Source organism: Geodermatophilus sp. SYSU D01119 (genome assembly GCF_054049975.1).
Map to the genome: position 1 here is coordinate 51,636 of NZ_JBJGYL010000020.1, position 22,262 is coordinate 73,897.

Sequence of the window (22,262 nt, forward strand, 5' to 3'; positions counted from 1 at the left end):
GGGGCGCGGCTGAGCCGGCTCAGCCGGCCGGGGCGTCCTCCCCGGCCGGTTCGACGTCGGGCGCGGGGGTGACCGACAGGCGGGCGATCCGCCGCCCGTCGAGCTCGAGGACGGTGAGCGTGCGGCCCTCCACCTCCACCGCGTCGCCGACGCCGGGGATCCGGCCGAGCTCGGCGAGCACGAAGCCGGCCACCGTCTCGTAGGGGCCCTCGGGCAGCCGCAGGCCGGTGGCCTCCGCGAAGTCGTCGAGGTTCAGCAGCCCGTCGACCTCGTGCGGGCCGCCGGGGCGCTCGTCGGCGTCGGCCACGACCTCCTCGTCGTACTCGTCGTAGATCTCGCCGATGACCTCCTCGATGAGGTCCTCGAGGCTGACGATCCCGTCGGTGCCGCCGTACTCGTCCACCACGATCGCCAGGTGCTGGTTCTCCCGGCGCATCTCCGACAGGGCGGTCAGCACGCCGGCGGTGCCGGGCAGCCGCTTGACCTCGCGGGCCAGGTCACCGACGGTGGCCGCGCGCCCGGCGGGGTGGGTGGGCAGCAGCAGGTCGCGGACGTGCACGAACCCGACGACGTCGTCCTGGTCGCGGCCGGTCACCGGGTAGCGCGACCAGCCGGACTCGGCCACCTGCCGCGCGGCGCGGCTGACCGTCGTCGAGGCCTCGAGGAACTCCACCTCGGTGCGCGGGGTCATCACCTCGCGGACCTCCCGGTCGCCGGCCCGGAAGACCTCGTCGATGAGCCGGCGCTCGTCGCTGGAGAGCGACTCGTGGGCGGCGACGAGGTCGCGCAGCTCCTCCTGGCTGATCGCCTCGCCGCTGGCCTTCGGGTCGCCGCCGAGGAGCCGCACCAGGACGTCGGTGGAGGCCGAGAGCAGCCAGATGACCGGCCGCGACAGCCGCGCGATGGTGTTCAGCGGGCGCGCCACCATGAGCGAGAAGCCCTCGGCGCGCTGCAGGGCCAGGCGCTTGGGCGTCAGCTCGCCGACCACCAGCGACAGGTAGCTGATCGCCACGGTGACCAGGACGAGGGCCAGCGGGTCGGCCACGCCCTCCCCCAGGCCGCGGGCGACCAGCCAGTCGCTGAACGGCTCGGCGAGGGTGCTCGCGCCGAAGGCCGCGGAGAGGAACCCCGCGAGGGTGACGCCCACCTGGACCGCGGCGAGGAACCGGTTGGGGTCGGCGAGCAGGCGAGCCAGCGCGCGGCCCCGGCCGCCCCGCTCGGACAGCACGCGGACCTGCGCCTCCCGCAGCGACACCAGTGCGATCTCCGCGCCGGCGAAGAACCCCCCGACCAGCACGAAGACGACGACCAGGACGATGTCGAGCCAGACGTCGCTCACGGCGGCGTGCTCCTCGGGACTCGGGGCGGGTGAGCCGTCCATGCTGCCCGCCCGGCCGCGAGGACGGCGTCCGGGGCTCTCCGCGCGGAGGCGTGTGAGCTCGGTCACGTCCCCCTCCCGGGTGAAGGACCGCTACGGCTAGTCTCGACGAAGTCACGGTCCGTTTCTGTCGAGTCCCGTGAGGACGTCCCGCTCGTGCGCCACCGCCGGTCCTCCCCGCTGCCCGCTCGCCTCGCCGCCGCGGGCCGTCGGCTGCTGCCGTCGCTGTTCCGGGTCCTCGTCGGCCGGCGCACGCTGTCCGCCCTGGCCGTGGCGGTGGTCGTGGCCGGGATCGCCCTGGTGGTCCCGCTGGTGATGGCCGGCCGCGGCGCGCTGTCGACGGCCGAGTCGGCCGTCACGACCACCGCGGAGGACGCGGGGCCGCGCACCGGTGTGGTGACGATGGGCGTCGACGGCGAGCCCGCGCCGGGATCGGCCGGCTCGGCGTCCACCCCTCCGTCGACCGGGTCGGCCACCGCTCCCGGGACCACCTCGTCGTCCGCGTCGGCGGGCGCCCCGTCCTCCGCCGCGTCCGTCGAGTCCTCCGCTGAGTCCTCCGCTGAGTCCTCCGCCGACGCGCCGGCTCCGACAGCCGCGGAGGCCCCGTCCGCCTCGGCGGAGGCTCCTCCGGCCGGGACGACATCGCCCTCCGCGGCCGGCTCGTCCTCCGCCGGCTCGTCGTCCTCGTCGGCTGCCGCACCCGCCCCTCAGGCCGCTCCGGCTCCGCAGCCCGCTCCCGGCTCGCCGGCCCCGGCCCCCGCCCCGTCGCCGTCGCCGTCGCCGTCGCCGTCGCCGTCGCCATCGCGCAGCAGCGCGCCGGCACCCTCACCCGGCCCGACCACCTCCCCTCCGACGCCCGGCAACGTGGCCGCGGCGGTGCCCGGCGGGGCGGCCGCGGTGCTCGCCGCGCTGGACGCCGCGCGGGTGGCCGCGGGCTGCGACCCGCTCGTGCGCGACGCCGGCCTGACCGCGCGGGCCGAGGAGCACGGCGAGGAGATGCGGCGCGCGGGCGGGGAGGTGCCCGTCGGCAGCGGCGCGGTGGCCTCCGGCACCCGCGACGGCGGCACGGTGGTGGCCGGCTGGCTCGCCGGCTCCGTTGCCGGAGAGCTGCTCGACTGCTCGCTGACCGGCGCGGGCGCGGCGGTCGTCGGCGGCCCCGGCGGCCCGTTCTGGACCCTCCTGCTCGCCTGACCCTCAGCGCGCCACGGCCACGGCCTGCCGGGCGCGCAGCGCGAGGACCCGAGCGACGAGCCGGTCGGGCCGGCGCATGTCCTCGGTGGTGACCGAGAGAGTCACCCAGCCGGCCGCCGTCATCCGGTTGGCCCGTCGCCGGTCGGCGAGGAAGGCGGCCCGCACCCCGTGCCAGAGCCCGTCGTACTCGATGGCCATGCGGAGCTCCGGGTAGGCGAGGTCCACCCGCGCGACGAACCCCTGAGCGTCCCGGACGACGTACTGGGCCACGGGAGGCGGGAGTCCCGCTCGCACCAGGAGCAGGCGCAGCCGGGTCTCCTGCGGCGACTCCGCGAGCCCGTCGGCGAGTGCGGCGACCGCCCGGGCCTGGGCACTGCCCCGGCACGGCGGCAGCCGGGCGACCGCGGCGCGCACCGCGGCCAGGTCGGCGAGCCCCGCGCGGACGAGCCGGTCGAGCAGGACGACGCACTCGTCACGGTCCCCGTCCCGGACGAGGTCGACGGCGGTGTCCACGCGGCCGGTGCAGGGCAGCCCGCGGCGGACGGCGAGCGCCTGCCCGTCCCGGAGCGCGCGGACGCGGACGCCGTCGCCGGCGTTCCACCGCGCGCCGGGAGGGACGACGACCTCGACCGCGTCGTCCGCGCCCGCTATACCGGTCACGCCCCAGACCAGGGCGGCACTCCGCCGGGCGAGGCCCGCGCCGACCGGCAGGACGAGCCCGACGGCCGCGACGTGCAGCCCGTGGGTGACCGGGAGCCGGGCGTCGGCGTAGACGTCCTGGCGGAGCCGGCGCCAGGCACTGCTGCGCAGCTGCTTCCGCGTGAGCCAGCCGCGGCCGATCGCCGTGGAGCCGCGGAACACGCGCCCCTGCAGCGGGAGGGGACGGGAGGGCGACACGGGCACGACGGCGAGCCTGCCGCCCCGCGGCCTGCCCCCGGCCGTCGTCCACAGGACGACGACACGGCAGTGGCCCCCTCGGACGCGCCGAGAGGGCCACTGACGTGTGTCCGTCACCCCGAGGGCGACGGAAGGGGGTGCACTGCTCAGGCCATGGCCTTCTGCAGGTTGCTGTCGATGGCCGCCAGGAAGTCCTGGGTGGTCAGCCACGGCTGGTCCTTGCTGATCAGCAGCGCGAGGTCCTTGGTCATCTGACCGCCCTCGACGGTGTCGATGCAGACCTTCTCGAGGGTCTCGGCGAACCGGGTGACCTCGGGGGTGTTGTCGAGCTTGCCGCGGTGGGCGAGGCCCCGGGTCCAGGCGAAGATCGACGCGATCGGGTTGGTCGAGGTCTCCTTGCCCTGCTGGTGCTGCCGGTAGTGGCGGGTCACCGTGCCGTGGGCGGCCTCGGCCTCGACCGTGCGGCCGTCCGGGGTGGCCAGCACCGAGGTCATGAGGCCGAGCGAGCCGAAGCCCTGCGCGACGGTGTCGGACTGGACGTCGCCGTCGTAGTTCTTGCAGGCCCACACGTAGCCGCCCTCCCACTTGAGGGACGCGGCGACCATGTCGTCGATGAGGCGGTGCTCGTAGGTGATGCCCGCCTCGTCGAACTGGTCCTTGAACTCGGCCTCGAAGGTCTCCTCGAAGATGTCCTTGAACCGGCCGTCGTAGGCCTTGAGGATCGTGTTCTTCGTGGACAGGTACACCGGGTAGCCGCGCGACAGGCCGTAGTTGAGCGAGGCGCGGGCGAAGTCGCGGATCGAGTCGTCGAGGTTGTACATCGACAGCGAGACGCCGGCGCCGGGCGCCTGGAAGACCTCGTGCTCGATCGGCTGCGAGCCGTCGTCCGGGGTGAAGGTGACGGTCAGCTTCCCCGAGGTGGGGAACTTGAAGTCGGTGGCGCGGTACTGGTCGCCGTAGGCGTGGCGGCCGACGATGATCGGCTTGGTCCAGCCCGGCACCAGCCGCGGCACGTTCTGCATGATGATCGGCTCGCGGAAGATGACGCCGCCGAGGATGTTGCGGATCGTCCCGTTCGGCGAGCGCCACATCTTCTTCAGGCCGAACTCCTCGACCCGCGCCTCGTCCGGCGTGATGGTGGCGCACTTGACGCCGACGCCGTGCTTCTTGATCGCGTTGGCGGAGTCGATCGTGACCTGGTCGTCGGTGGCGTCGCGGTGCTCGATGCCCAGGTCGTAGTACTCCAGGTTCACGTCGAGGTACGGCAGGATCAGCTGGTCCTTGATGAACTGCCAGATGATCCGGGTCATCTCGTCGCCGTCGAGTTCGACGACGGTGCCCTCGACCTTGATCTTGCTCACGTCAGACATTCCCTCTCTGCAGCCCCGGCCCGTCGGGCCGGGAGTCGGTCAGGTCGCGGCCGGCTCTCACATGTCCGCGACGTCGGCCTGCTTGGCACGGACCGCCTCGGCGGCCTCGCGCAGCCCGGCCAGCTCGCTCTCGGTCAGGTCCCCCTCGACCACCCGGCGCACACCCCCGCGGCCGATCTCGGCCTCGACGCCGAGGTAGACGCCGGAGATCCCGTACTCGCCGTCGACCCACGCGCACACCGGCATGACCGCGCCAGAGTCCTCGATGACGGCGCGGGCCATGCGGGCGGCGGCCGCCGACGGCGCGTAGTACGCCGAGCCGGTCTTGAGCAGCGCCACCACCTCGGCGCCGCCGTTGCGGGTGCGCTGCACGAGGTGCTCGACGCGGTCGGGGGCCATCACGTCGGCCAGCGGCTTGCCGTCGACGGTGCAGCGCGAGGGCACCGGCACCATCGTGTCGCCGTGCGAGCCGAGCGTCAGGGTGCGCACCGAGGAGACCGGGACGCCGAGCTCCTCGGCGACGTTGTTGGTGAACCGGGCGGTGTCGAGCATCCCGGCCTGGCCCATGACCCGCTCCTTCGGGAAGCCGGTGGCCAGCTGGGCGAGGGCGGTCATCTCGTCGAGCGGGTTGGACACCACGATGACGACGGCGTCGGGCGAGCTCCGCGCGATGTTCTCGGCGACCTGGCGGACGATGCCGGCGTTGGTCTCGATGAGGTCCATGCGGCTCATGCCGGGCTTGCGGGGCAGGCCCGCGGTGATCACCACGACGTCGGAGCCCTCGGTGCCCTCGTAGGAGCCCCCGCCGACGCCGACGACGCGCGTCTCGAAGCCCTCGATCGGGCGTGACTGGTTGATGTCGAGGGCCAGGCCCTCGGGCTTGCCCTCGACGATGTCGGTGAGCACGACCGTCTCGAAGACGTCGTACTCCGCCAGTCGAAGGGCGGTGGTGGAGCCGTAGAAGCCGGCACCGACGACGGTGACCTTGCCGTTCCTGGGCTGCTCTGCCATGGGCGTCAACCTAGACCCGGGACCCTCGTCGCCGCGCCCGCGGGCCGGTCCGCTCAACTGCCCGGCACCAGGACGGAGAGCACCGTGACCGCGACCCCGGCGCCGGCCATGAGGACGACGTCGACCGGGCGGCTGCGGACGGCGAGGAACCCGACGCGCCGCACCGGCAGCACCAGCCGCAGCACCGCCGCGCCGACCAGCGCCAGCCCGACCACCAGCAGGCCGCGCCGCCAGTGCTCGAGCGCGACCATCGCCAGCCCCACCGCGACCGCCACCAGCACCGCGAACAGCGGCAGCTGGCGCAGCAGCCCGGCCAGGAACGGCCGGCGCGTGTAGAGGGGCGGCCGGCTCATCAGGCGGTCAGCACCTCGGCCGCGACGGCGCGCTCGGCGGCGAGCACCACGTTCTGCAGGAGCATCGCCCGGGTCATCGGGCCGACGCCGCCGGGGTTGGGCGCCACGTGCCCGGCCACCTCGGCGACGTCCCTCGCGACGTCACCGGCGATCTTGCCGTCGACCCGGCTGACGCCGACGTCGAGCACCGCGGCGCCCGGCTTGACGACGTCGGCGGTGACCAGCCCGGGCACGCCGGCCGCGGCCACGACGACGTCGGCGGTGCGGAGGTGGGCGGCCAGGTCGCGGGTGCCGGTGTGGCAGAGGGTCACCGTGGCGTTCTCGGTGCGCCGGGTGAGCAGCAGCCCGAGGGGGCGGCCCACGGTGATCCCGCGCCCGACGACCACCACCTCGGCCCCGGCGACGGGGACGTCGTACCGGCGCAGCAGCTCGACGATGCCGACCGGCGTGCACGGCAGCGGCCCGTCGACGCCGAGCACCAGCCGGCCGAGGTTCGTCGGGTGCAGCCCGTCGGCGTCCTTGGCGGGGTCCATCGCCTCGAGGACGGCGGCCTCGTCGACCTGGCGCGGCAGCGGGAGCTGCACGATGTAGCCGGTGCAGGCCGGGTCCGCGTTGAGCTCCTCGACGACGGCGAGCACGTCGGCGAGCGTGGCGGAGGCCGGCAGCTCGCGCTGGATGCTGGCGATGCCGACCTGTGCGCAGTCGGAGTGCTTCGCGTTCACGTACCAGCGGCTGCCCGGGTCGTCGCCGACCAGCAGGGTGCCCAGGCCCGGCCGGTGCCCGGCCGCGGTGAGGGCGTCGACCCGCGCGGTGAGCTCCTGGCGGATGGTGGCGGCGGTGGCCTTGCCGTCGAGGATCGTCGCGGGCACCCGGACAGTGTGCCGGAGGCGCCCCCGGCGGGGCCCTCCCGGCCCTACGCTCGCGGCGGCGCCTCCCCCGCGCCGTCCCGCCCGCCCAGCGAGGAGTGCCGATGACCGAGCGCGACCCGTCGACCCGGCAGATGCCCGCCGCGCAGGCCGGTGAGCGGCGGGAGCAGACGGCGCCGGGCGCCGGCGGCTCCGGGGCGCACGGCTACGCCGGCACGGGCGAGAACTACTACACCTCGCCGAACTACTCGACCCGGCCGGTGGCGGTGCGCCGGCCCGCCTCCCTCGCCGGCCTGCTGTGCATCCTCGCGGGGATCGCCGCCGGCACCAGCGTGCTGCTGCGCTGGCTGGCCGACAGCCCCGACCGGGGCTGGGACCTCGTCGGGCGCGGGTTCACCGAGCTCGGCGACGGCTTCTCGCAGCTGACGTCGTCCGGCTTCTGGCAGCCGCTGGCCGTGGTCCTCGGCGGCGCGGCGCTGTTCCTGCTGGGGATCCTGCTGTGGCTGCCGGCGCGCACCCACCGCACGCTCGGCGTGCTGGCGCTCGCCGTCAGCGCCCTGGCGATCGCCGCGGTGCTCGTGCCGCTGTCCCGCGAGGAGTGGGACGCCGGCCGCTTCGCGCTCGGCTTCTGGTTCGGCTGCGCCGTGGGCGTCCTCGGCCTGCTCGGCGCCCTCTGGGCGATGCTGAAGGGCCCGAAGTACCGGTAGGGGTGAGCCGCCCTGCGAGGACGGCGGACCGGCCGCGGGGCCGGAGGCTCCCGGTCGGGACGTCGTGACGGGGTTCCGCGCAGCAGGGGGACGGCACCTGGCCGCGGTGGAGGCCGGTAGGCCGACCAGGTGTCACGGCGGGTCACCTACTCGACGATGGCCCCATGGGCCTGGGCGAGCTGGACGGCGTGGGGCAGGTCGAGCCGGACGCCGGTGAGCTCCAGGCCGCGCCACGGCCAGGCCTCGGTGGCCGCGCCGCGCAGGTCGGCCCCGCGCAGCTTCGCGCCCTGCATCCGCGCGCGGTCGAGGTCGGCACCGGTGAGGTCGCACTCGCGCAGGTCGGCGTCGGTCAGGTCGGCCTCGCGGAACCGCTGGCCGGACAGGTCGGTGCCCGACAGGTCCGCACCGCGCAGCGACGTCCAGCTCCAGTCGCAGTCGGTGCTGGTCAGCGGCCGCAGCGTGGCGCCCGGGAAGTGCGAGCCGGTGAGCTTGCAGCCGTCCCAGACGACGTCGATCAGCCGCGCCCGGTCGAAGCGGCAGGACAGGAAGGCCGACCCGCGGTGCCGCGAGCCGCTCATCCGCACCCCGGTGAGCACGCAGGAGTCGAAGACGCAGCGCCGGGTGACCAGCTCGGTCAGGTCGGCGTCGTGGAACCGGCAGCGGGTGAACGTGACACCCTCGAGCTCGGCGCCCCACCAGTCCACCGAGGACAGGTCGGCGTCGACGACCTCGGCACCGTCCTCCGGCGGGCGGACGTGCGGCCTGGACCCCGGCATCAGTGGGCGAAGTGGCGGGTCCCGGTGAGGTAGAGCGGCACCCCGGCCGCGCGCGCGGCGGCGACGACCTCCTCGTCCCGCACCGACCCACCCGGCTGGACCACGGCGCGCACCCCGGCGTCGAGGAGCACCTGCAGGCCGTCGGCGAAGGGGAAGAACGCGTCGGAGGCGGCCACCGACCCCGCGGCCCGCTCCCCCGCCCGCGTCACCGCGAGGCGCGCGGAGTCCACCCGGTTCACCTGGCCCATGCCGACCCCGACGGTCGCCTTGTCGTGGGCGAGCAGGATCGCGTTGCTCTTCACCGCGCGGACCGAGCGCCAGGCGAACACCAGGTCGTCGAGGCCGGCGGCGTCCAGCGGCTCCCCGCAGGCCAGCGTCCACGTCGTCGGGTCGTCGCCGTCGGCGTCGATCCGGTCGGCGCTCTGCAGCAGCAGCCCGCCGCTGACCGGCCGCATCTCCACCGCCGGCCGCGCGGCGTCGTCCAGGCGCAGCAGGCGGATGTTCTTCTTCGCCGTCAGCACGCCGAGCGCGTCCTCGGTGAACGACGGCGCGACGACGACCTCGGTGAAGACGTCGGCCACCTGCTCGGCCATGGCGAGGTCGACCTCGCGGTTGGCGGCGATGACCCCCCCGAACGCCGACACCGGGTCGCAGGCGTGCGCCTTGCGGTGGGCGGAGGCGATGTCCGCGCCGACGGCGATGCCGCACGGGTTGGCGTGCTTGATGATCGCGACGCAGGGGTCGTTGTGGTCCTGCGCGGCCCGCCACGCAGCGTCGGTGTCGACGTAGTTGTTGTAGGACATCTGCTTGCCGTGCAGCTGCTCGGCGTGCGCGAGGCCGGGCGTCCCGCCGCGGTAGAGCGCGGCCTGCTGGTGCGGGTTCTCGCCGTAGCGCAGCACGTCGGCCCGCTCCCACGAAGCGCCGACCCAGGCGGGGAACGCCGACTCGTCGTCGGGCGCGAGCACGCTGCCCATCCACGAGGCGACGGCGACGTCGTAGCTCGCGGTGTGCCGGAAGGCGGCTGCGGCCAGCCGCTGCCGCTCGACGAGGGTGAAGCCGCCCGCGGTGACGGCGGCGAGGACGTCGCCGTAGCGCGCCGGGTCGACGACGACGGCGACCGACGGGTGGTTCTTCGCCGCGGCGCGCACCATCGCCGGGCCGCCGATGTCGATCTGCTCGACGCACTCGTCGGGCGTGGCGCCCGAGGCCACCGTCTCGGTGAACGGGTAGAGGTTGACCACCACGAGGTCGAAGGCCGCGATGCCGAGCTCCTCGAGCTGCGCGACGTGCTCGGGCTTCCGCCGGTCGGCGAGGATGCCGGCGTGCACCGCCGGGTGCAGGGTCTTCACGCGCCCGTCGAGGCACTCGGGGAACCCGGTGACCTGCTCGACCGGGGTGACGGCGATGCCGGCCTCGGCGATGCGGCGGGCGGTGGCGCCGGTGCTGACCAGCTCGACCCCGGCGTCGGCGAGCCCGCGGGCCAGCTCCTCGATGCCGGCCTTGTCGTAGACGCCGAGCAGCGCGCGTCGGACGGGGATCCGGGGATCGGTCTCGGTCACTGGGGGTCCTCCGTCGTCCCGGTGACGAGTCGCGCCACCGTCTCCACCAGGAGCGTGCGCTCCACGGCCTTGATCCGTTCGTGCAGTCGGTCCTCGTCGTCGCCGGGCAGCACCGGCACCTCGCGCTGGGCGAGCACGGGGCCGGTGTCCACGCCGGCGTCGACGAGGTGGACGGTGCTGCCGGTGACGTCCGCGCCGGCGGCGAGGGCGTCGCGGACGGCGTGTGCGCCGGGGAACGCCGGCAGCAGCGCCGGGTGGGTGTTGACCAGCCGGCCCTCGTACCGCGCCAGCACGGCCGGGCCGACGATCTTCATGAACCCCGCGGACACCACCCAGTCGGGGCGGTGCTCGGCGATCGCCTCGGCCAGCGCGGCGTCCCAGGCGGCCCGGTCGGGGAAGGCGCGCAGCGGGACGGTGAAGGTGGGCAGGCCCCGGCGGCGGGCGTGCTCGAGGCCGGCGGCGTCGCGGTCGGCGCCGACGGCGACCACCTCCGCGGGGTAGCCGGGGGCGTCGGCGGCGTCGAGGAGCGCCGCGCACAGCGAGCCGGTGCCCGACAGCAGCACCACGACCCGCGCCCGCGCGGGAGGTGGGGCGGCCGGCACGCGCCCGACCCTATAAGGACCCCGTCCTCCTCCCGCCTCGCAGGCTCGGCGCGAGCCTCGGGACGGGGCCAGCCGGACGGGGCGTCAGTCCCGCGCCCGCCAGCGTGCCACGGCCGCCGCGAGGGCCGCGGCGATGGCCGCCTGCAGCGCGACGGCCAGCCCGGTGGCCACCGGCGGCGCCCCGACGTGGGCCAGCCCGCCGTCGCCCAGGGAGCCGCCGGCGACCGCGACGGCGAGCCCGGAGGCTCCCCCGAGCAGCGCCCCGGCGAGGAGGCCCCAGAGTCCCGCCGAGACCGAGCCGCCGTCGTCGTTCCCCATCCGGCGGCCGAGCACCGTGCCGGCCACGAGGCCGGCCAGCGCGGGCACCGCCTGGGAGGCGAAGGCCAGCAGGGGCACGGCCTGGGTGTCGGGGAGCGCGGCCAGCAGCGGCAGCGCGGGGACCGGCCCGAGGCTGACCCCGTGCACGGAGACGACGGTCGCCGCGCCGACGGAGAAGCCGGGCCCGGCGGCGACGCCGAGGGCCGCGGCGGCCGCGTTGGGGAGCAGCAGCGCGCCGAGCGCGAGGAGCCCGAGGACCCCGGCGCCCGACCCGCCCAGCGACCGCTCGACCGCCGCGTACCCGGCGGCGTCGGCGCCCACGGCGACCGCCACCACCGCGCAGCACAGGCCGCCGGCGGCGAGCAGGCCGGCGAGGACGGCCGGCAGCAGCGGCCGCACGGGTCCGGGGAGCCGGTCGAGGGCGGCCTCGGCCAGGCCGCTCTCCCGCAGCACGCCCCAGCCGGCCGCCACGAGGGCGAGGACCGCCGCGCCGGCCGCGCAGCGCAGCAGGTCGGCGCGCGCGCCGGGCCCGTCGACGGCGAGCGCCAGCAGCACGGCGAGCAGTGCGTGCACCGCCACCGCCGTCCCCACGACGACGCCGGCCGCGCCGGTCCCGGCCGGCTCGGCCACCCGGGTGACCCCGCGCCCGACGCGGGACAGGCCGAAGGCGACGGCGAGGGTGAGCAGCAGCGGCGCCAGCACGACCGGCCCGGACCCGAGGTCCAGGCCGCCGCCGTTGGCCAGCAGCCACAGCTGCCCGGCGACCCGGATCGACCCGCCGACGGGCAGGCCGCCCGAGGGGTCGAGCGCCTGGACGACGACGACCGCGAGGCTCAGGCCGACGAGGCCGAGCAGGGACACCGCCGCGGTGGCCGCGACCGCCAACCCGGCCCCGCGGGCGGCGGGCTGCTGCCGGCCGGGGACGGGCAGGCGCGCCAGCAGGGAGACCACGTCCCCACTGTCGCAAGCGCGGCGGCCGGATGCCGGTCGCACGCGCCGGGACGGATCCCCGGAGGCCGACGAGGGCCGGCGGCGGGTGCCGCCGGCCCTCGTCGGGACGGGTGCGTCCTCAGGGGACGCGCGGTGCCGGGGTCAGGGCCGGCCCTGGCCCGAGGCGCTCGAGCCGCCGGGCTGCCGGCCCGGGTCGGTGGCCGGCGACGGCGTCGAGGGCTGGGCGGGCTGAGAGGGCTGGGCGGGCTGAGCGGGCTGGCCGGGCTGGGCGCCGTACGGACCCGGCTGGCCCGGCTGCGGCTGGCCCCACTGCTGACCCGGCTGCCCGTAGGGGGCCGGCTGGCCGTACTGCCCCTGCTGGCCGTACTCCCCCTGCTGGCCGTAGGGCCCCGCCTGGCCGTACGGGCCCGGCTGGCCGTAGGCCTGCTGCCGGCCGTACGGGCCCGGCTGGCCGGCGGGCGGACCGGGGTTGGTCGACGACCCGTGCTGGCCGAAGTCCGGCGCCTGCTGGTTGGCCCACTGGGTGGCCCCGGCGACGGCGCCCGGCAGCGCCGGCCGGTTGCGCAGCTCCGGGACGAGCCGCAGGACGGCGACGGCGGTGACCGCGGCGGTGACCAGCAGCGCGAGCAGCCCGACGAGGCTGAACTCCCAGTCGAAGGTCTGGATCCAGGCGATCAGCGTGAGCAGCAGCGCGAGCCCGGCGAGACCCACGGTGACCCAGCTGCGCGGGAAGCCCAGGCGCAGCTCGGTGACCGCCGGCAGCAGCGCCCAGACGGCGGCCGCCAGCAGCAGGATGAAGCTGAAGGTGACCAGGCCGCTGAAAGAGAAGCCGTTGACGTCGTAGTCGGTGGAGAAGTAGCTGTCGTCGAAGTCGATCCACGGCAGGATCGCCAGGACGAGGAAGGCCAGCGCACCCGCGGCGACGAGGTGGTCGGCGACCTTGAGGCGCTTGAGGTCGAAGCCGGCGCCGGCCGGGCGGGGGGGCTGCCCCCACGGCTGGCCGTAGGGCGGCTGCTGGCCGTACGGGCCCTGCGGCGCGCCGTAGGACTGGCCGTACGGGGACTGTCCCTGGGGCGCGCCGTAGGGCGGCTGCTGTCCGTAGGGCTGACCGTAGGGCTGCTGCCCGGGGACCGGCTGGCCCTGGGGCGCGCCGTACGGCGGCTGCTGCCCGTACCCCGGCTGACCGCCCGGCCCCGGCTGGCCGGGGCCCCCGGGCTGCTGCGGCGGCTGACTGGACGTCATGGTTCGGCTCTCTCTCGTTCCTGGGTACGGCGTCGCGGATGCTCTCCCCCGCCGGCGACGGCCTGCAACCCCGCCACGCCCACCCCTCCCCACGAAGGGGCGGGATCGTGACCGGGCCGCGATCCGGCCCCGACACGCGGAACTGCCCCGGCTCCTGGGCAGGGGCCGGGGCAGATCACGGAGGTGGCGGTCAGGCGCCGACGAGCTCCCGCATCAGGCGGGCGGTCTCCGACGGCGTCTTGCCGACGCCGACGCCAGCGGCCTCGAGGGCCTCCTTCTTCGCCTGCGCGGTGCCGGCCGAGCCGGACACGATCGCGCCGGCGTGGCCCATCGTCTTGCCCTCGGGGGCGGTGAAGCCGGCGACGTAGCCGACGACGGGCTTGGTGACGTTGGCCTTGATGAAGTCGGCCGCGCGCTCCTCGGCGTCGCCACCGATCTCACCGATCATCACGATGGCCTCGGTCTCCGGGTCGTCCTGGAAGGCCTGCAGCGCGTCGATGTGCGTGGTGCCGATGACCGGGTCGCCGCCGATGCCGATGGCGGTGGAGAAACCGATGTCCCGGAGCTCGTACATCATCTGGTAGGTCAGCGTGCCGGACTTGCTGACCAGCCCGATCTTGCCCTGCTTGGTGATGTTGGCCGGGATGATGCCGGCGTTCGAGCGCCCGGGGCTGATCAGGCCCGGGCAGTTCGGGCCGATGATCCGGGTCGCGCTGCCCTGGGCGTGCGCCCAGAAGGCGGTCGAGTCGTGCACCGGGATGCCCTCGGTGATGACGACGGCGAGCCCGATCTGCGCGTCGATCGCCTCGATGACCGCGGCCTTGGCGAACGGCGGCGGCACGAAGATGACGCTGACGTCGGCGCCGGTCTCCTTCATGGCCTCGGCGACGCCGCCGAACACCGGCACGCTGGCGCCCTCGAAGTCGACGCTGGTGCCGGCCTTGCGCGGGTTGACGCCACCGACGATCGCGGTGCCGGAGGCCAGCATGCGCTGCGTGTGCTTGCTGCCCTCCGAGCCGGTCATGCCCTGGACGATGACCTTGCTGTTCTCGTTGAGGAAGATCGACATCTCTTCAGGTCCTGTCTGGGGTGGGCGGTCAGGCGGCGGCGAGCTCGGCGGCCCGGCGCGCGGCGCCGTCCATCGTGTCCACCACGGTCACCAGCGGGTGGTTCGCCTCGGCGAGGATCCGGCGGCCCTCCTCGACGTTGTTGCCGTCGAGCCGGACCACCAGCGGCTTGGTCGCCTCGTCGCCGAGGATGCCGAGGGCGGAGACGATGCCGTTCGCCACCGCGTCGCAGGCGGTGATCCCGCCGAAGACGTTGACGAAGACACTCTTCACGGCCGGGTCGGAGAGGATGATCTCCAGGCCGTTGGCCATGACCTCGGCCGAGGCGCCGCCACCGATGTCGAGGAAGTTGGCCGGCTTGACGCCGCCGAACTCCTCACCGGCGTAGGCGACGACGTCGAGGGTGCTCATGACCAGGCCGGCACCGTTGCCGATGATCCCGACCTCGCCCTCGAGCTTGACGTAGTTGAGGTCCTTCTCCTTGGCGCGCGCCTCGAGCGGGTCGGCGGCGGCGGTGTCCTCCAGCGCCGCGTGCTCGGCGTGCCGGAAGGAGGCGTTCTCGTCGAGGGTCACCTTCGCGTCGAGCGCGAGGACGGTGCCGTCGGGCGCCTTGGCCAGCGGGTTGACCTCGACGAGCGTGGCGTCCTCCTTGCTGAAGACGTCCCACAGCTGCACGGCGATGGCGATCACCTGGTCGCGCACCTCGGGGGCGAACCCGGCGGCGTCGACGATCTCGGCGGCCTTCTGGGTGTCGACGCCGACCGAGGCGTCGACCGGGATGCGGGCGAGGGCCTCGGGGCGCTCGACGGCGAGCTGCTCGATCTCCATGCCACCCTCGACGCTGGCCATGGCCAGGAAGGTGCGGTTGGACCGGTCGAGCAGGTAGGAGAAGTAGTACTCCTCGGCGATGTCGCTGGCCTGGGCCACCATCACCTTGTGGGTGATGTGCCCCTTGATGTCCAGGCCGAGGATGTCCTGGGCCCGCGCCCGGGCGTCCTCGGCGTTGTCGGCCAGCTTCACGCCGCCGGCCTTGCCGCGACCGCCGGTCTTGACCTGCGCCTTGACGACCACGGTCTGCCCGATCTCGCGGGCGATCGCCTCGGCCTGCTCGGGTGTCTCGGCCACGCCGCCGGGGAGCACGGGCACGCCGTGCGAGGCCAGCAGGTCACGCGCCTGGTACTCGAAGAGATCCACGGACAGGCACCGTAGCCCCAGCGATCCCGGCCTGCCGCACCGGCGGTGGGTGCCGTGCCCGGGCTCACACGCTCCCGGGTGGGCGTCCCGGACGGGCCCGCAGGTCAGGCGCGGCGCAGCGCTGCGACGACGTCGTCGGGCGGGGTGCCGTCGGGGAACCGGAGCACACCGGCGGGCAGCTCGCCGCCGTCGCCGAGGACGAAGACGGTCACGTCGTCGGCACCGTCCCCGGCCAGCCGTGCGAGCAGCCCGGCCGGCAGGTCGGTCGGCGCGCCGGCCAGGCCGACGGCGTCGGCGTCCTCCTGGACGACGGTGGCGGCCAGCCGGTCCGCCGACGCCGGCACGCCGGTGAGCACGACCTCGGCGCCGGCGTCGCGCAGCGCCCGGGCGAGGGCGACCGCCCGCGGGTCGTCCTGCACGTCGGGCCCGGCGACGACGACCCGGAGCCGCTCGGCCGGGGTCACGCCGCGGCGCGGCGCAGGCGCCAGGCCAGGACGGTGAGCAGCGCGTAGCCCAGGCCGGCGGCCAGCAGCCCGGCGCCGGGGACCGTCCACTCGAGCGCGTCGGAGGTGACGGCGTCGCGCAGGCCGGCGAGCCCGGCGGCGAGCACGGTCACCGCGACGGCGAGCAGGCCCCCGACGGCGGCCAGCCGCGGCCGCAGCGAGGGCGCGAGCACGGAGGCGAGGACGACGGCGCCGGCGAGCAGCAGGCCGCCGAGCAGAGCGAGCCCGGGCCGCTCGAGCAGCGCCTGCGGGCCCTGCTGCTCGACGACGACCTCGAGGCCGGTGGAGGGGTCGTCGACGAGCCGGTCGGGGACGTCGGCGGCCGGCAGCGCCAGGCACAGCACGGTGAGGACGCCGAGCAGCACCGCGGCGCCGGCCAGCCCGGGCCGGGCGGGGTCGAGCGCGCCGCGGTCCTCCATGACCGTCCGGCCCCACGACGCGGCGGCGAGGGCGCCGGCGAGCACGGTCAGGGCGAGCGCGGCGACCGACAGCCACCAGCCGGCGCCGGTGGACACCGAGCTGGTGAGCACCCGCTCCCCCGCGAGCACCTCGATGCCCGGCCGCACGGTGGAGCTGCTGCCGCGGTAGACCTCGATGAGCAGCGACCCGAGGGCCAGCACCCCGCCGACCCCGGCGTAGGCGAGCCCCAGGCGCGGCACCCGCCCGGCGGTGAGGCCGGCGCCGACGGCGATCGACGCCACCGGGACGAGCAGACCCACCAGCACGGCGCCGAGCCCCCGACCGAGGACGAGCTCCTGCCCGCCGACGACGAGGTAGGTGGGGAACAGCGCGGCGATCCCGGCGAGGCCCGCGAGCACGAGGGCGACGCCGGCCGCGCGGGCGGCCGGCGGGACGTCGCCGACCACCAGCCCGTCGGCGGGGACGGGGGCGCCGGCCGGCGTGCGCGGCGCCCGGCGGTCCGCGGCGGGCCGGTTGCCCGCGCCGCGCCGTCCGGGGCCCGCGGCGGAGGCGGCGCGCCGGGCGGTGGCGCCGCGCGTGCGGTCGTCACGGGCGGAGCGGTCGCGGCCGGCCACTGTTCCCCCTTCGTCGCGATCCGATCGTCGTGATCCGATCGTCGCGCTCGTCTCGTCGCGTCTTCGTCGAGATGTGTTGCGATCCGGCCTCGATCTCGTCGAGACGCGGCGCTCGTGGTGTGACCGTCGCCACACACGGGCATTACCGTCAGGTGAACGGAGCACAGCAGTGGTGCTCCGGCCGCCGACGGGGCCCAGGTCCCTGGACCTGGCCGGTGGCCGACCGACGGGAGGACCTGTCCATGCGCACGACCGGCTGTCGGGGGCCCGGTCCAGAGTCGCACACGGGCGAGGTCTCCTCCGGGACGCCACGGGGCGTGCTGCGCGCGCTGGCGACGCCGGCCACGGTGACCGGCGGGCTCGCCGAGCTCGCCTGGGTCGGTGCCCACGTGCTCATGTACCCGCTCGGCACGCGCACCGAGGAGCTGCGCCCCGACGTCCGCTGCCGCCCGGGCGAGCAGTCGCCGTCGGTACGGGCCCTGTTCGCCGCCGACCCGCTGGCCGCCCGCATCCCGGTGCTGCTGGTGCACGGCCTGGTCGACAACCGGTCGATCTTCACGCTCATGCGCCGCGGCCTGCGCCGGCGCGGCTTCGCGCAGGTGTGCACCTGGAACTACAGCCCGCTGCTGGGCGACGTCGCCGAGGGTGCCCGCGACCTCGGCGAGCACGTCGAGCGGATCTGTGCGCAGACCGGGCACGACCGGGTGCACGTCGTCGGCCACAGCCTCGGCGGGCTGATCGCCCGGCACTACGTCCAGCTCCAGGGCGGTGGCCGGCGCGTGGAGTCGCTGACGACGCTGGGCACCCCGCACGGCGGGTCCGTGCTGGCCCACCTGCTGCCCACCCCCATGGTCCGCCAGCTGCGCCCGGGGTCGGCGGTGCTCGAGGAGCTGGCCGCGCCCGCGCCGCACTGGGACACCCGGATGACCGCCGTCTACAGCGACCTCGACCAGCTGGTCATCCCCACGCGCAACGGCCGCTGCGACCACCCCGACCTGCGGGCGCGCAACGTGCTCGTGCGGGGCCTCGGGCACATGACGCTGCCCTTCTCCCGCGCCGTCGTCGACGAGGTCGCGGCCACGCTCGCCGGCCTGCGCCCGGTCGCCGCTCCGGTGGACGCCCCGGCTGCTGTCGCCTGACCGGTCACCCTCAGGGGACATGGCGACACGCAGCGTCGCCTACCGCGGGACGGCCTGACGGAACGTTACGGTCCGATCACGGCGCCGGTACCCACCGGCGGGCGTCCACCGGGCGCCTCCACCGCCGTCGCTCCCCGACGGACCGCAGCACCTCGTGGTCCCGGGAGCGTGGACGAAGGGGATCTGCGTGACCGCGCTCCTCGAGCCTGCCGCCGGCCGCGCGTCGGCCGAGCTGGAGGCGACCGGCCGCATCCCGGGCCTGCGCCCGGTGGCCCCGGTGCCGCCGCCGCGGACGGCGTCCGTCCCGGCCGTGTCCCCGGTGACCGCCACCTCGCCTGCCGCTCAGGCCCCGGCCGCCTCCGCCACCGCGCCCGCTGCCCCGCCGCGGGCCGCCTCCGAGCCGGCCGCCGACGCCGCCGCCGAGCCGGCCGCGCGCCGCTCGGTCCGCCGTCCTCCCGGCCGCCGCGGCGGCATGTGGCTCGGCGCGCTGGTCGCCGGTGCGCTGGTGGCCGCCGTCCCGACCTTCACCGGCAACGAGCCGCAGCCGGTCACCGCGAGCGCCGCCGACTACGGCCTCGGCGCCGCCGACATCGGCTTCTCCGGCGGGCTGGACGAGGCCGGCGCGCGGCGCGGCATCACCGAGGCCGAGGCCGCCGTCCGGCTGTCCGAGCTCGCCGCCTCCCGCGCCGCCCGCGAGCCGGAGACCGTGCTCCCGACGTCGGGCCGCATGACCACCTGCTTCTGCCAGCGCTGGGGCTCCATGCACTGGGGCCTCGACCTCGCCGCCCCGCTCGGCACGCCGATCCACTCGGCCACCGACGGCGTGGTGCTGCGCGCCGGCCGCGCGTCCGGCTACGGGAACGCCGTCTACATCCAGGACGCCGACGGCAACGTGCACATCTACGGGCACATGCGCTACTACGACGTCTCGGCCGGCGACATCGTGCACGCCGGCGACCTCATCGCGAAGGTCGGCAACGAGGGCCAGTCGACCGGGCCCCACCTGCACTACGAGATCCACCGCGGCGGCATGACCGGCCGCCCGATCGACCCCGAGGAGTGGCTCGCCGACCGCGGCGTCGCCATCTGACCCGGAGTGCCGGCGTTCCTCGCGGGATGCCGGTCCTGCAGCACCCCGGTGGGGACTGGAGAGCACCCCAGGAGCCGGGGCGTCCGGCGGGCCCGGCACTCCTGCGGTGCCGTGCGCGCTCCTGCGGCCCTGCACCACCGCAGGAGCGCGGCGAGCACCGCAGGAACCCGCGGTCAGCTCCAGGGAGCAGGGCGTTCCCAGGCCAGGGCGCGGCCCGGGCGTGAGCGCACACCGAGGCGGCTGCTCTCCAGCACGAGGTCCGACGGCACCCCGTCCCGCATCCCGATCGAGACCCTGCCCGCACCGACGGCCGTCAGGACCTCGAGCAGGTCCTCGTCCCAGGGCCGGTCCGGCGGGCCGTGATCGGTGTTCAGCGGAGCCGCGATCTCGATGGGCGGCCCGACCTCGCCGACGAACACGTGGACGCCGTCGAGCCGCCAGTCGACCACCACCGACACCGCACCCGGCCGACACGGGCTGAGCTCGAGCACCTCGTGCTCGCCCAGGCCACGACGGCGGATGGTCACAGCACCCTGCGGGAGCCCGCCGAGCGCACGGTCGACGACGTCGAGGACCGCGTCCTCGGACAGGTCCTCGCACACCCCCGTGGACGCTAGAGCTTGACGAGCGGGGCGTAGCGCAGGACGAGGCGCTTGGTGCCGCCGGAGCCGAAGTCGACCGTGGCCTGCGCCTTGTCGCCCACGCCGTTGACCTCGACGACGGTGCCCAGGCCGAACGCGTCGTGGCTCACCCGGTCGCCGACCTCGACGGAGATCACCGCGCGGTTGCCGCGCCCGCCGCGCAGGCCGCCGGTGGACAGCCCCGTGGCCGCCACCCGCTGCTGCGCCGAACCGGTGCTGGGAGCCGGCGTCGGGTCGGTGCGCGCCCAGTGGACGGTGTCGCCGGGCAGCTCGTCGAGGAACCGCGACGGCGGGTTGTACGCCGGCTGGCCCCAGCTCGTGCGGACCGTGGCGCGGGAGAGGAACAGCCGCTGCTGCGCCCGCGTGATGCCCACGTAGGCCAGCCGCCGCTCCTCCTCCAGCTCCTTCGGGTCGCCGAGCGCACGCAGGTGCGGGAAGACGCCGTCCTCCAGCGCGGTGAGGAAGACGACCGGGAACTCCAGCCCCTTGGCGGTGTGCAGCGTCATCAGCGTGACGACGCCGGCCTCGTCGCCGGTGACGGGGACCTGGTCGGCGTCGGCCACCAGCGAGACCTGCTCGAGGAAGTCGGTGACCGTGCCGCCGGGGTTGGTGGCCTCGAACTCGGCGGCCACCGAGATGAGCTCGTTGAGGTTGTCGACGCGGCCCTCGTCCTGCGGGTCGGTGCTGGCCTCGAGCTCGGCGAGGTAGCCGGTGCGGTCGAGGATGCTCTCCAGCAGCGCGGCCGGGCCGGAGCCGGTCTCGACGAGCTGCTCGAACTCCTCCAGCAGCGCCACGAACTCCTGCAGCGCCTTGAGCGAGCGCGGCGCGAGGGTGGTGATCTCCCCGCACCGGCGCAGCGCCGTCGCGAAGGCGATCCGCTCGCGGTCGGCGAACTGCTCGATGCAGGACTCCGCCTTGTCACCGATACCGCGCTTGGGCGTGTTGATCACCCGCCGCAGGCTGACGACGTCGGCCGGGTTGGCGACCACCTTCAGGTAGGCCAGCGCGTCGCGGACCTCCTTGCGCTCGTAGAAGCGCACCCCGCCGACGACCTTGTAGGGCATGCCGACGCGGATGAACACCTCCTCGAACACACGGGAGGCGTTGTTGGTGCGGTAGAAGACGGCGATGTCGGCGGGCCGGGCCTTGCCCTCGTCGACCAGCGCGTCGATCTGCTCGGCGACCCACGCGGCCTCGTCGTGCTCGTTCTCGGCGACGTAGCCCTCGATCAGCTCGCCGTCGCCGGCGTCGGTCCACAGGTTCTTGGGACGGCGGCCGGTGTTCTTGGCGATGACGGTGTTCGCGGCCTTGAGGATGCGCTGCGTGGAGCGGTAGTTCTGCTCCAGCAGGATCGTGGTGGCCTGCGGGTAGTCGCGCTCGAACTCGTCGATGTTGCGGATCGTGGCGCCGCGGAAGGCGTAGATCGACTGGTCGGCGTCGCCGACGACGCACAGCTCGCCGGGCGGGACCGGCCCCTCCCCCGTGCCGACCAGCTCGCGCACCAGGACGTACTGCGCGTGGTTGGTGTCCTGGTACTCGTCGACCAGGACGTGCCGGAACCGGCGGCGGTAGTGCTCGGCGACGTCGGGGAAGGCCTGCAGCAGGTTGACCGTCGTCATGATCAGGTCGTCGAAGTCCAGCGCGTGCGCCTCGCGCAGCCGCCGCTGGTAGAGCGTGTACGCCTCCTTGAGCACCTTCTCCGGCGCCGTCTGGGGGTCGAACGACTCCTCGTCGACGAGCTCGTTCTTCAGGTTCGACACCTGCGCGGCGAGGCTGCGGCCGGGGTATCGCTTGGCGTCGAGGTCGAGATCGCGCGCGACCATCGTCATGAGCCGGACCGAGTCGCCCTGGTCGTAGATCGTGAACGACGACTTCAGGCCGAGCTTGGCCGCCTCGGCCCGCAGGATGCGCACGCACATCGAGTGGAACGTGGACACCCACATGGCGCGGGCGCGCGGCCCGACGAGCTGGGCCACCCGCTCCTTCATCTCACCGGCGGCCTTGTTGGTGAAGGTGATCGCCAGCACCTCACCGGGCTGCACGCCGCGGGCGCCGAGCAGGTAGGCGATGCGGTGGGCCAGCACGCGGGTCTTGCCCGACCCCGCGCCGGCCACGATGAGCAGCGGACCGCCCTCGTGGACGACGGCCTGGCGCTGGGGACCGTTGAGTCCGGCCAGCATGCGGTCCAGTTCCCGGCCGGCGGAGCCGGGAGCGGAACGCTGGAGCGCGGCGGTTCCGGGGAGGGCCTGCTGCACGCTGCTCATAGCCACACCACTGTAGTTCGACCGGGTGACGGCCCCGGCCGCCGTCGGGCCTCCTGTGGACCGCTGCGGGCGTGTGTCACACTCGGCGACGTGCTGCTCGCCACCGTCA

At 75.3% G+C, this 22,262-nt stretch carries 21 protein-coding genes; 4 read left to right on the top strand and 17 right to left on the bottom strand.

Going from position 1 to position 22,262, the window contains the following annotated elements; genetic code table 11:
* Positions 1 to 19: 19 nt before the first annotated feature.
* Positions 20 to 1,339: a hemolysin family protein gene (locus ACI79X_RS15765; protein ID WP_457026359.1), complete on the bottom strand. Its 1,320-nt coding sequence runs from the start codon at positions 1,337 to 1,339 to the stop codon at positions 20 to 22.
* 903 nt (positions 1,340 to 2,242) lie between these two features.
* Here ACI79X_RS15765 and ACI79X_RS15770 point away from each other — a divergent pair.
* Entirely contained in the window at positions 2,243 to 2,569 is a 327-nt protein-coding gene (locus ACI79X_RS15770) for a hypothetical protein (protein ID WP_457026360.1), read from the top strand.
* A gap of 3 nt (positions 2,570 to 2,572) precedes the next feature.
* Here ACI79X_RS15770 and ACI79X_RS15775 read toward each other — a convergent pair whose 3' ends face one another.
* The 5 genes from ACI79X_RS15775 to ACI79X_RS15795 all read right to left on the bottom strand — a co-directional run bounded on the left by ACI79X_RS15775 (position 2,573) and on the right by ACI79X_RS15795 (position 7,069).
* Positions 2,573 to 3,472, bottom strand: a complete 900-nt coding sequence (locus tag ACI79X_RS15775) for an endonuclease domain-containing protein (protein ID WP_457026361.1) — start codon at positions 3,470 to 3,472, stop codon at positions 2,573 to 2,575.
* Positions 3,473 to 3,612: 140 nt separating this feature from the next.
* The gene (locus tag ACI79X_RS15780; protein ID WP_457026362.1) at positions 3,613 to 4,827 is read right to left on the bottom strand and encodes an NADP-dependent isocitrate dehydrogenase; all 1,215 of its coding nucleotides are present in this window, start codon (positions 4,825 to 4,827) and stop codon (positions 3,613 to 3,615) included.
* A 66-nt stretch (positions 4,828 to 4,893) separates the two neighbouring features.
* Positions 4,894 to 5,847 carry a malate dehydrogenase gene (mdh, locus tag ACI79X_RS15785; protein ID WP_457026363.1) on the bottom strand — a complete coding sequence of 318 codons (954 nt, stop codon included), beginning with the start codon at positions 5,845 to 5,847 and terminating at the stop codon, positions 4,894 to 4,896.
* A 53-nt stretch (positions 5,848 to 5,900) separates the two neighbouring features.
* Positions 5,901 to 6,200 (bottom strand): DUF3017 domain-containing protein, encoded by a 300-nt coding sequence (locus ACI79X_RS15790; protein WP_457026364.1) that lies wholly within the window; start codon positions 6,198 to 6,200, stop codon positions 5,901 to 5,903.
* Complete coding sequence (locus ACI79X_RS15795) at positions 6,200 to 7,069, bottom strand: bifunctional methylenetetrahydrofolate dehydrogenase/methenyltetrahydrofolate cyclohydrolase (RefSeq protein WP_457026365.1); 870 nt, start codon at positions 7,067 to 7,069, stop codon at positions 6,200 to 6,202. Before ACI79X_RS15795 ends, ACI79X_RS15790 begins: the two co-directional genes overlap by 1 nt.
* Before the next feature lie 101 nt (positions 7,070 to 7,170).
* Between ACI79X_RS15795 and ACI79X_RS15800 the strand changes: the two genes are divergently transcribed.
* Positions 7,171 to 7,773 carry a hypothetical protein gene (locus ACI79X_RS15800; RefSeq protein ID WP_457026366.1) on the top strand — a complete coding sequence of 201 codons (603 nt, stop codon included), beginning with the start codon at positions 7,171 to 7,173 and terminating at the stop codon, positions 7,771 to 7,773.
* 146 nt (positions 7,774 to 7,919) lie between these two features.
* Here the strand turns inward: ACI79X_RS15800 and ACI79X_RS15805 are convergent, their stop codons facing one another.
* The 9 genes from ACI79X_RS15805 to ACI79X_RS15845 all read right to left on the bottom strand — a co-directional run bounded on the left by ACI79X_RS15805 (position 7,920) and on the right by ACI79X_RS15845 (position 17,019).
* Positions 7,920 to 8,549: a pentapeptide repeat-containing protein gene (locus tag ACI79X_RS15805; protein WP_457026367.1), complete on the bottom strand. Its 630-nt coding sequence runs from the start codon at positions 8,547 to 8,549 to the stop codon at positions 7,920 to 7,922.
* On the bottom strand, positions 8,549 to 10,108 hold the full coding sequence (purH, locus tag ACI79X_RS15810; RefSeq protein WP_457026368.1) for a bifunctional phosphoribosylaminoimidazolecarboxamide formyltransferase/IMP cyclohydrolase: 1,560 nt from the start codon (positions 10,106 to 10,108) through the stop codon (positions 8,549 to 8,551). The genes ACI79X_RS15805 and purH overlap by 1 nt, the downstream gene beginning before the upstream one ends.
* Positions 10,105 to 10,710, bottom strand: coding sequence for a phosphoribosylglycinamide formyltransferase (gene purN / locus ACI79X_RS15815; protein WP_457026369.1), 606 nt, complete (start codon positions 10,708 to 10,710; stop codon positions 10,105 to 10,107). The genes purH and purN overlap by 4 nt, the downstream gene beginning before the upstream one ends.
* A gap of 84 nt (positions 10,711 to 10,794) precedes the next feature.
* Positions 10,795 to 11,979: a cell division protein PerM gene (locus ACI79X_RS15820; protein ID WP_457026370.1), complete on the bottom strand. Its 1,185-nt coding sequence runs from the start codon at positions 11,977 to 11,979 to the stop codon at positions 10,795 to 10,797.
* A gap of 141 nt (positions 11,980 to 12,120) precedes the next feature.
* Complete coding sequence (locus ACI79X_RS15825) at positions 12,121 to 13,221, bottom strand: hypothetical protein (RefSeq protein ID WP_457026371.1); 1,101 nt, start codon at positions 13,219 to 13,221, stop codon at positions 12,121 to 12,123.
* A gap of 190 nt (positions 13,222 to 13,411) precedes the next feature.
* Complete coding sequence (gene sucD, locus ACI79X_RS15830; protein WP_457026372.1) at positions 13,412 to 14,290, bottom strand: succinate--CoA ligase subunit alpha; 879 nt, start codon at positions 14,288 to 14,290, stop codon at positions 13,412 to 13,414.
* 28 nt (positions 14,291 to 14,318) lie between these two features.
* Entirely contained in the window at positions 14,319 to 15,482 is a 1,164-nt protein-coding gene (gene sucC, locus ACI79X_RS15835; protein ID WP_457026373.1) for an ADP-forming succinate--CoA ligase subunit beta, read from the bottom strand.
* A gap of 104 nt (positions 15,483 to 15,586) precedes the next feature.
* Complete coding sequence (locus ACI79X_RS15840; protein WP_457026374.1) at positions 15,587 to 15,946, bottom strand: cobalamin B12-binding domain-containing protein; 360 nt, start codon at positions 15,944 to 15,946, stop codon at positions 15,587 to 15,589.
* Entirely contained in the window at positions 15,943 to 17,019 is a 1,077-nt protein-coding gene (locus tag ACI79X_RS15845) for a hypothetical protein (RefSeq protein WP_457026375.1), read from the bottom strand. Before ACI79X_RS15845 ends, ACI79X_RS15840 begins: the two co-directional genes overlap by 4 nt.
* A 317-nt stretch (positions 17,020 to 17,336) precedes the next feature.
* On the opposite strand from ACI79X_RS15845, the gene ACI79X_RS15850 reads away from it, so the two are divergent.
* Together ACI79X_RS15850 and ACI79X_RS15855 are read left to right on the top strand one after the other, a co-directional pair.
* A complete protein-coding gene (locus ACI79X_RS15850; protein ID WP_457026376.1) occupies positions 17,337 to 18,158 on the top strand; it encodes a lipase family alpha/beta hydrolase in 822 nt (273 codons plus the stop codon).
* A 187-nt stretch (positions 18,159 to 18,345) separates the two neighbouring features.
* Positions 18,346 to 19,248 (top strand): M23 family metallopeptidase, encoded by a 903-nt coding sequence (locus ACI79X_RS15855; RefSeq protein ID WP_457026377.1) that lies wholly within the window; start codon positions 18,346 to 18,348, stop codon positions 19,246 to 19,248.
* 173 nt (positions 19,249 to 19,421) lie between these two features.
* Here ACI79X_RS15855 and ACI79X_RS15860 read toward each other — a convergent pair whose 3' ends face one another.
* Positions 19,422 to 19,850, bottom strand: a complete 429-nt coding sequence (locus ACI79X_RS15860; RefSeq protein WP_457026378.1) for a hypothetical protein — start codon at positions 19,848 to 19,850, stop codon at positions 19,422 to 19,424.
* 11 nt (positions 19,851 to 19,861) lie between these two features.
* Positions 19,862 to 22,153, bottom strand: a complete 2,292-nt coding sequence (pcrA, locus tag ACI79X_RS15865) for a DNA helicase PcrA (RefSeq protein WP_457026379.1) — start codon at positions 22,151 to 22,153, stop codon at positions 19,862 to 19,864.
* Positions 22,154 to 22,262 lie beyond the last annotated feature (109 nt).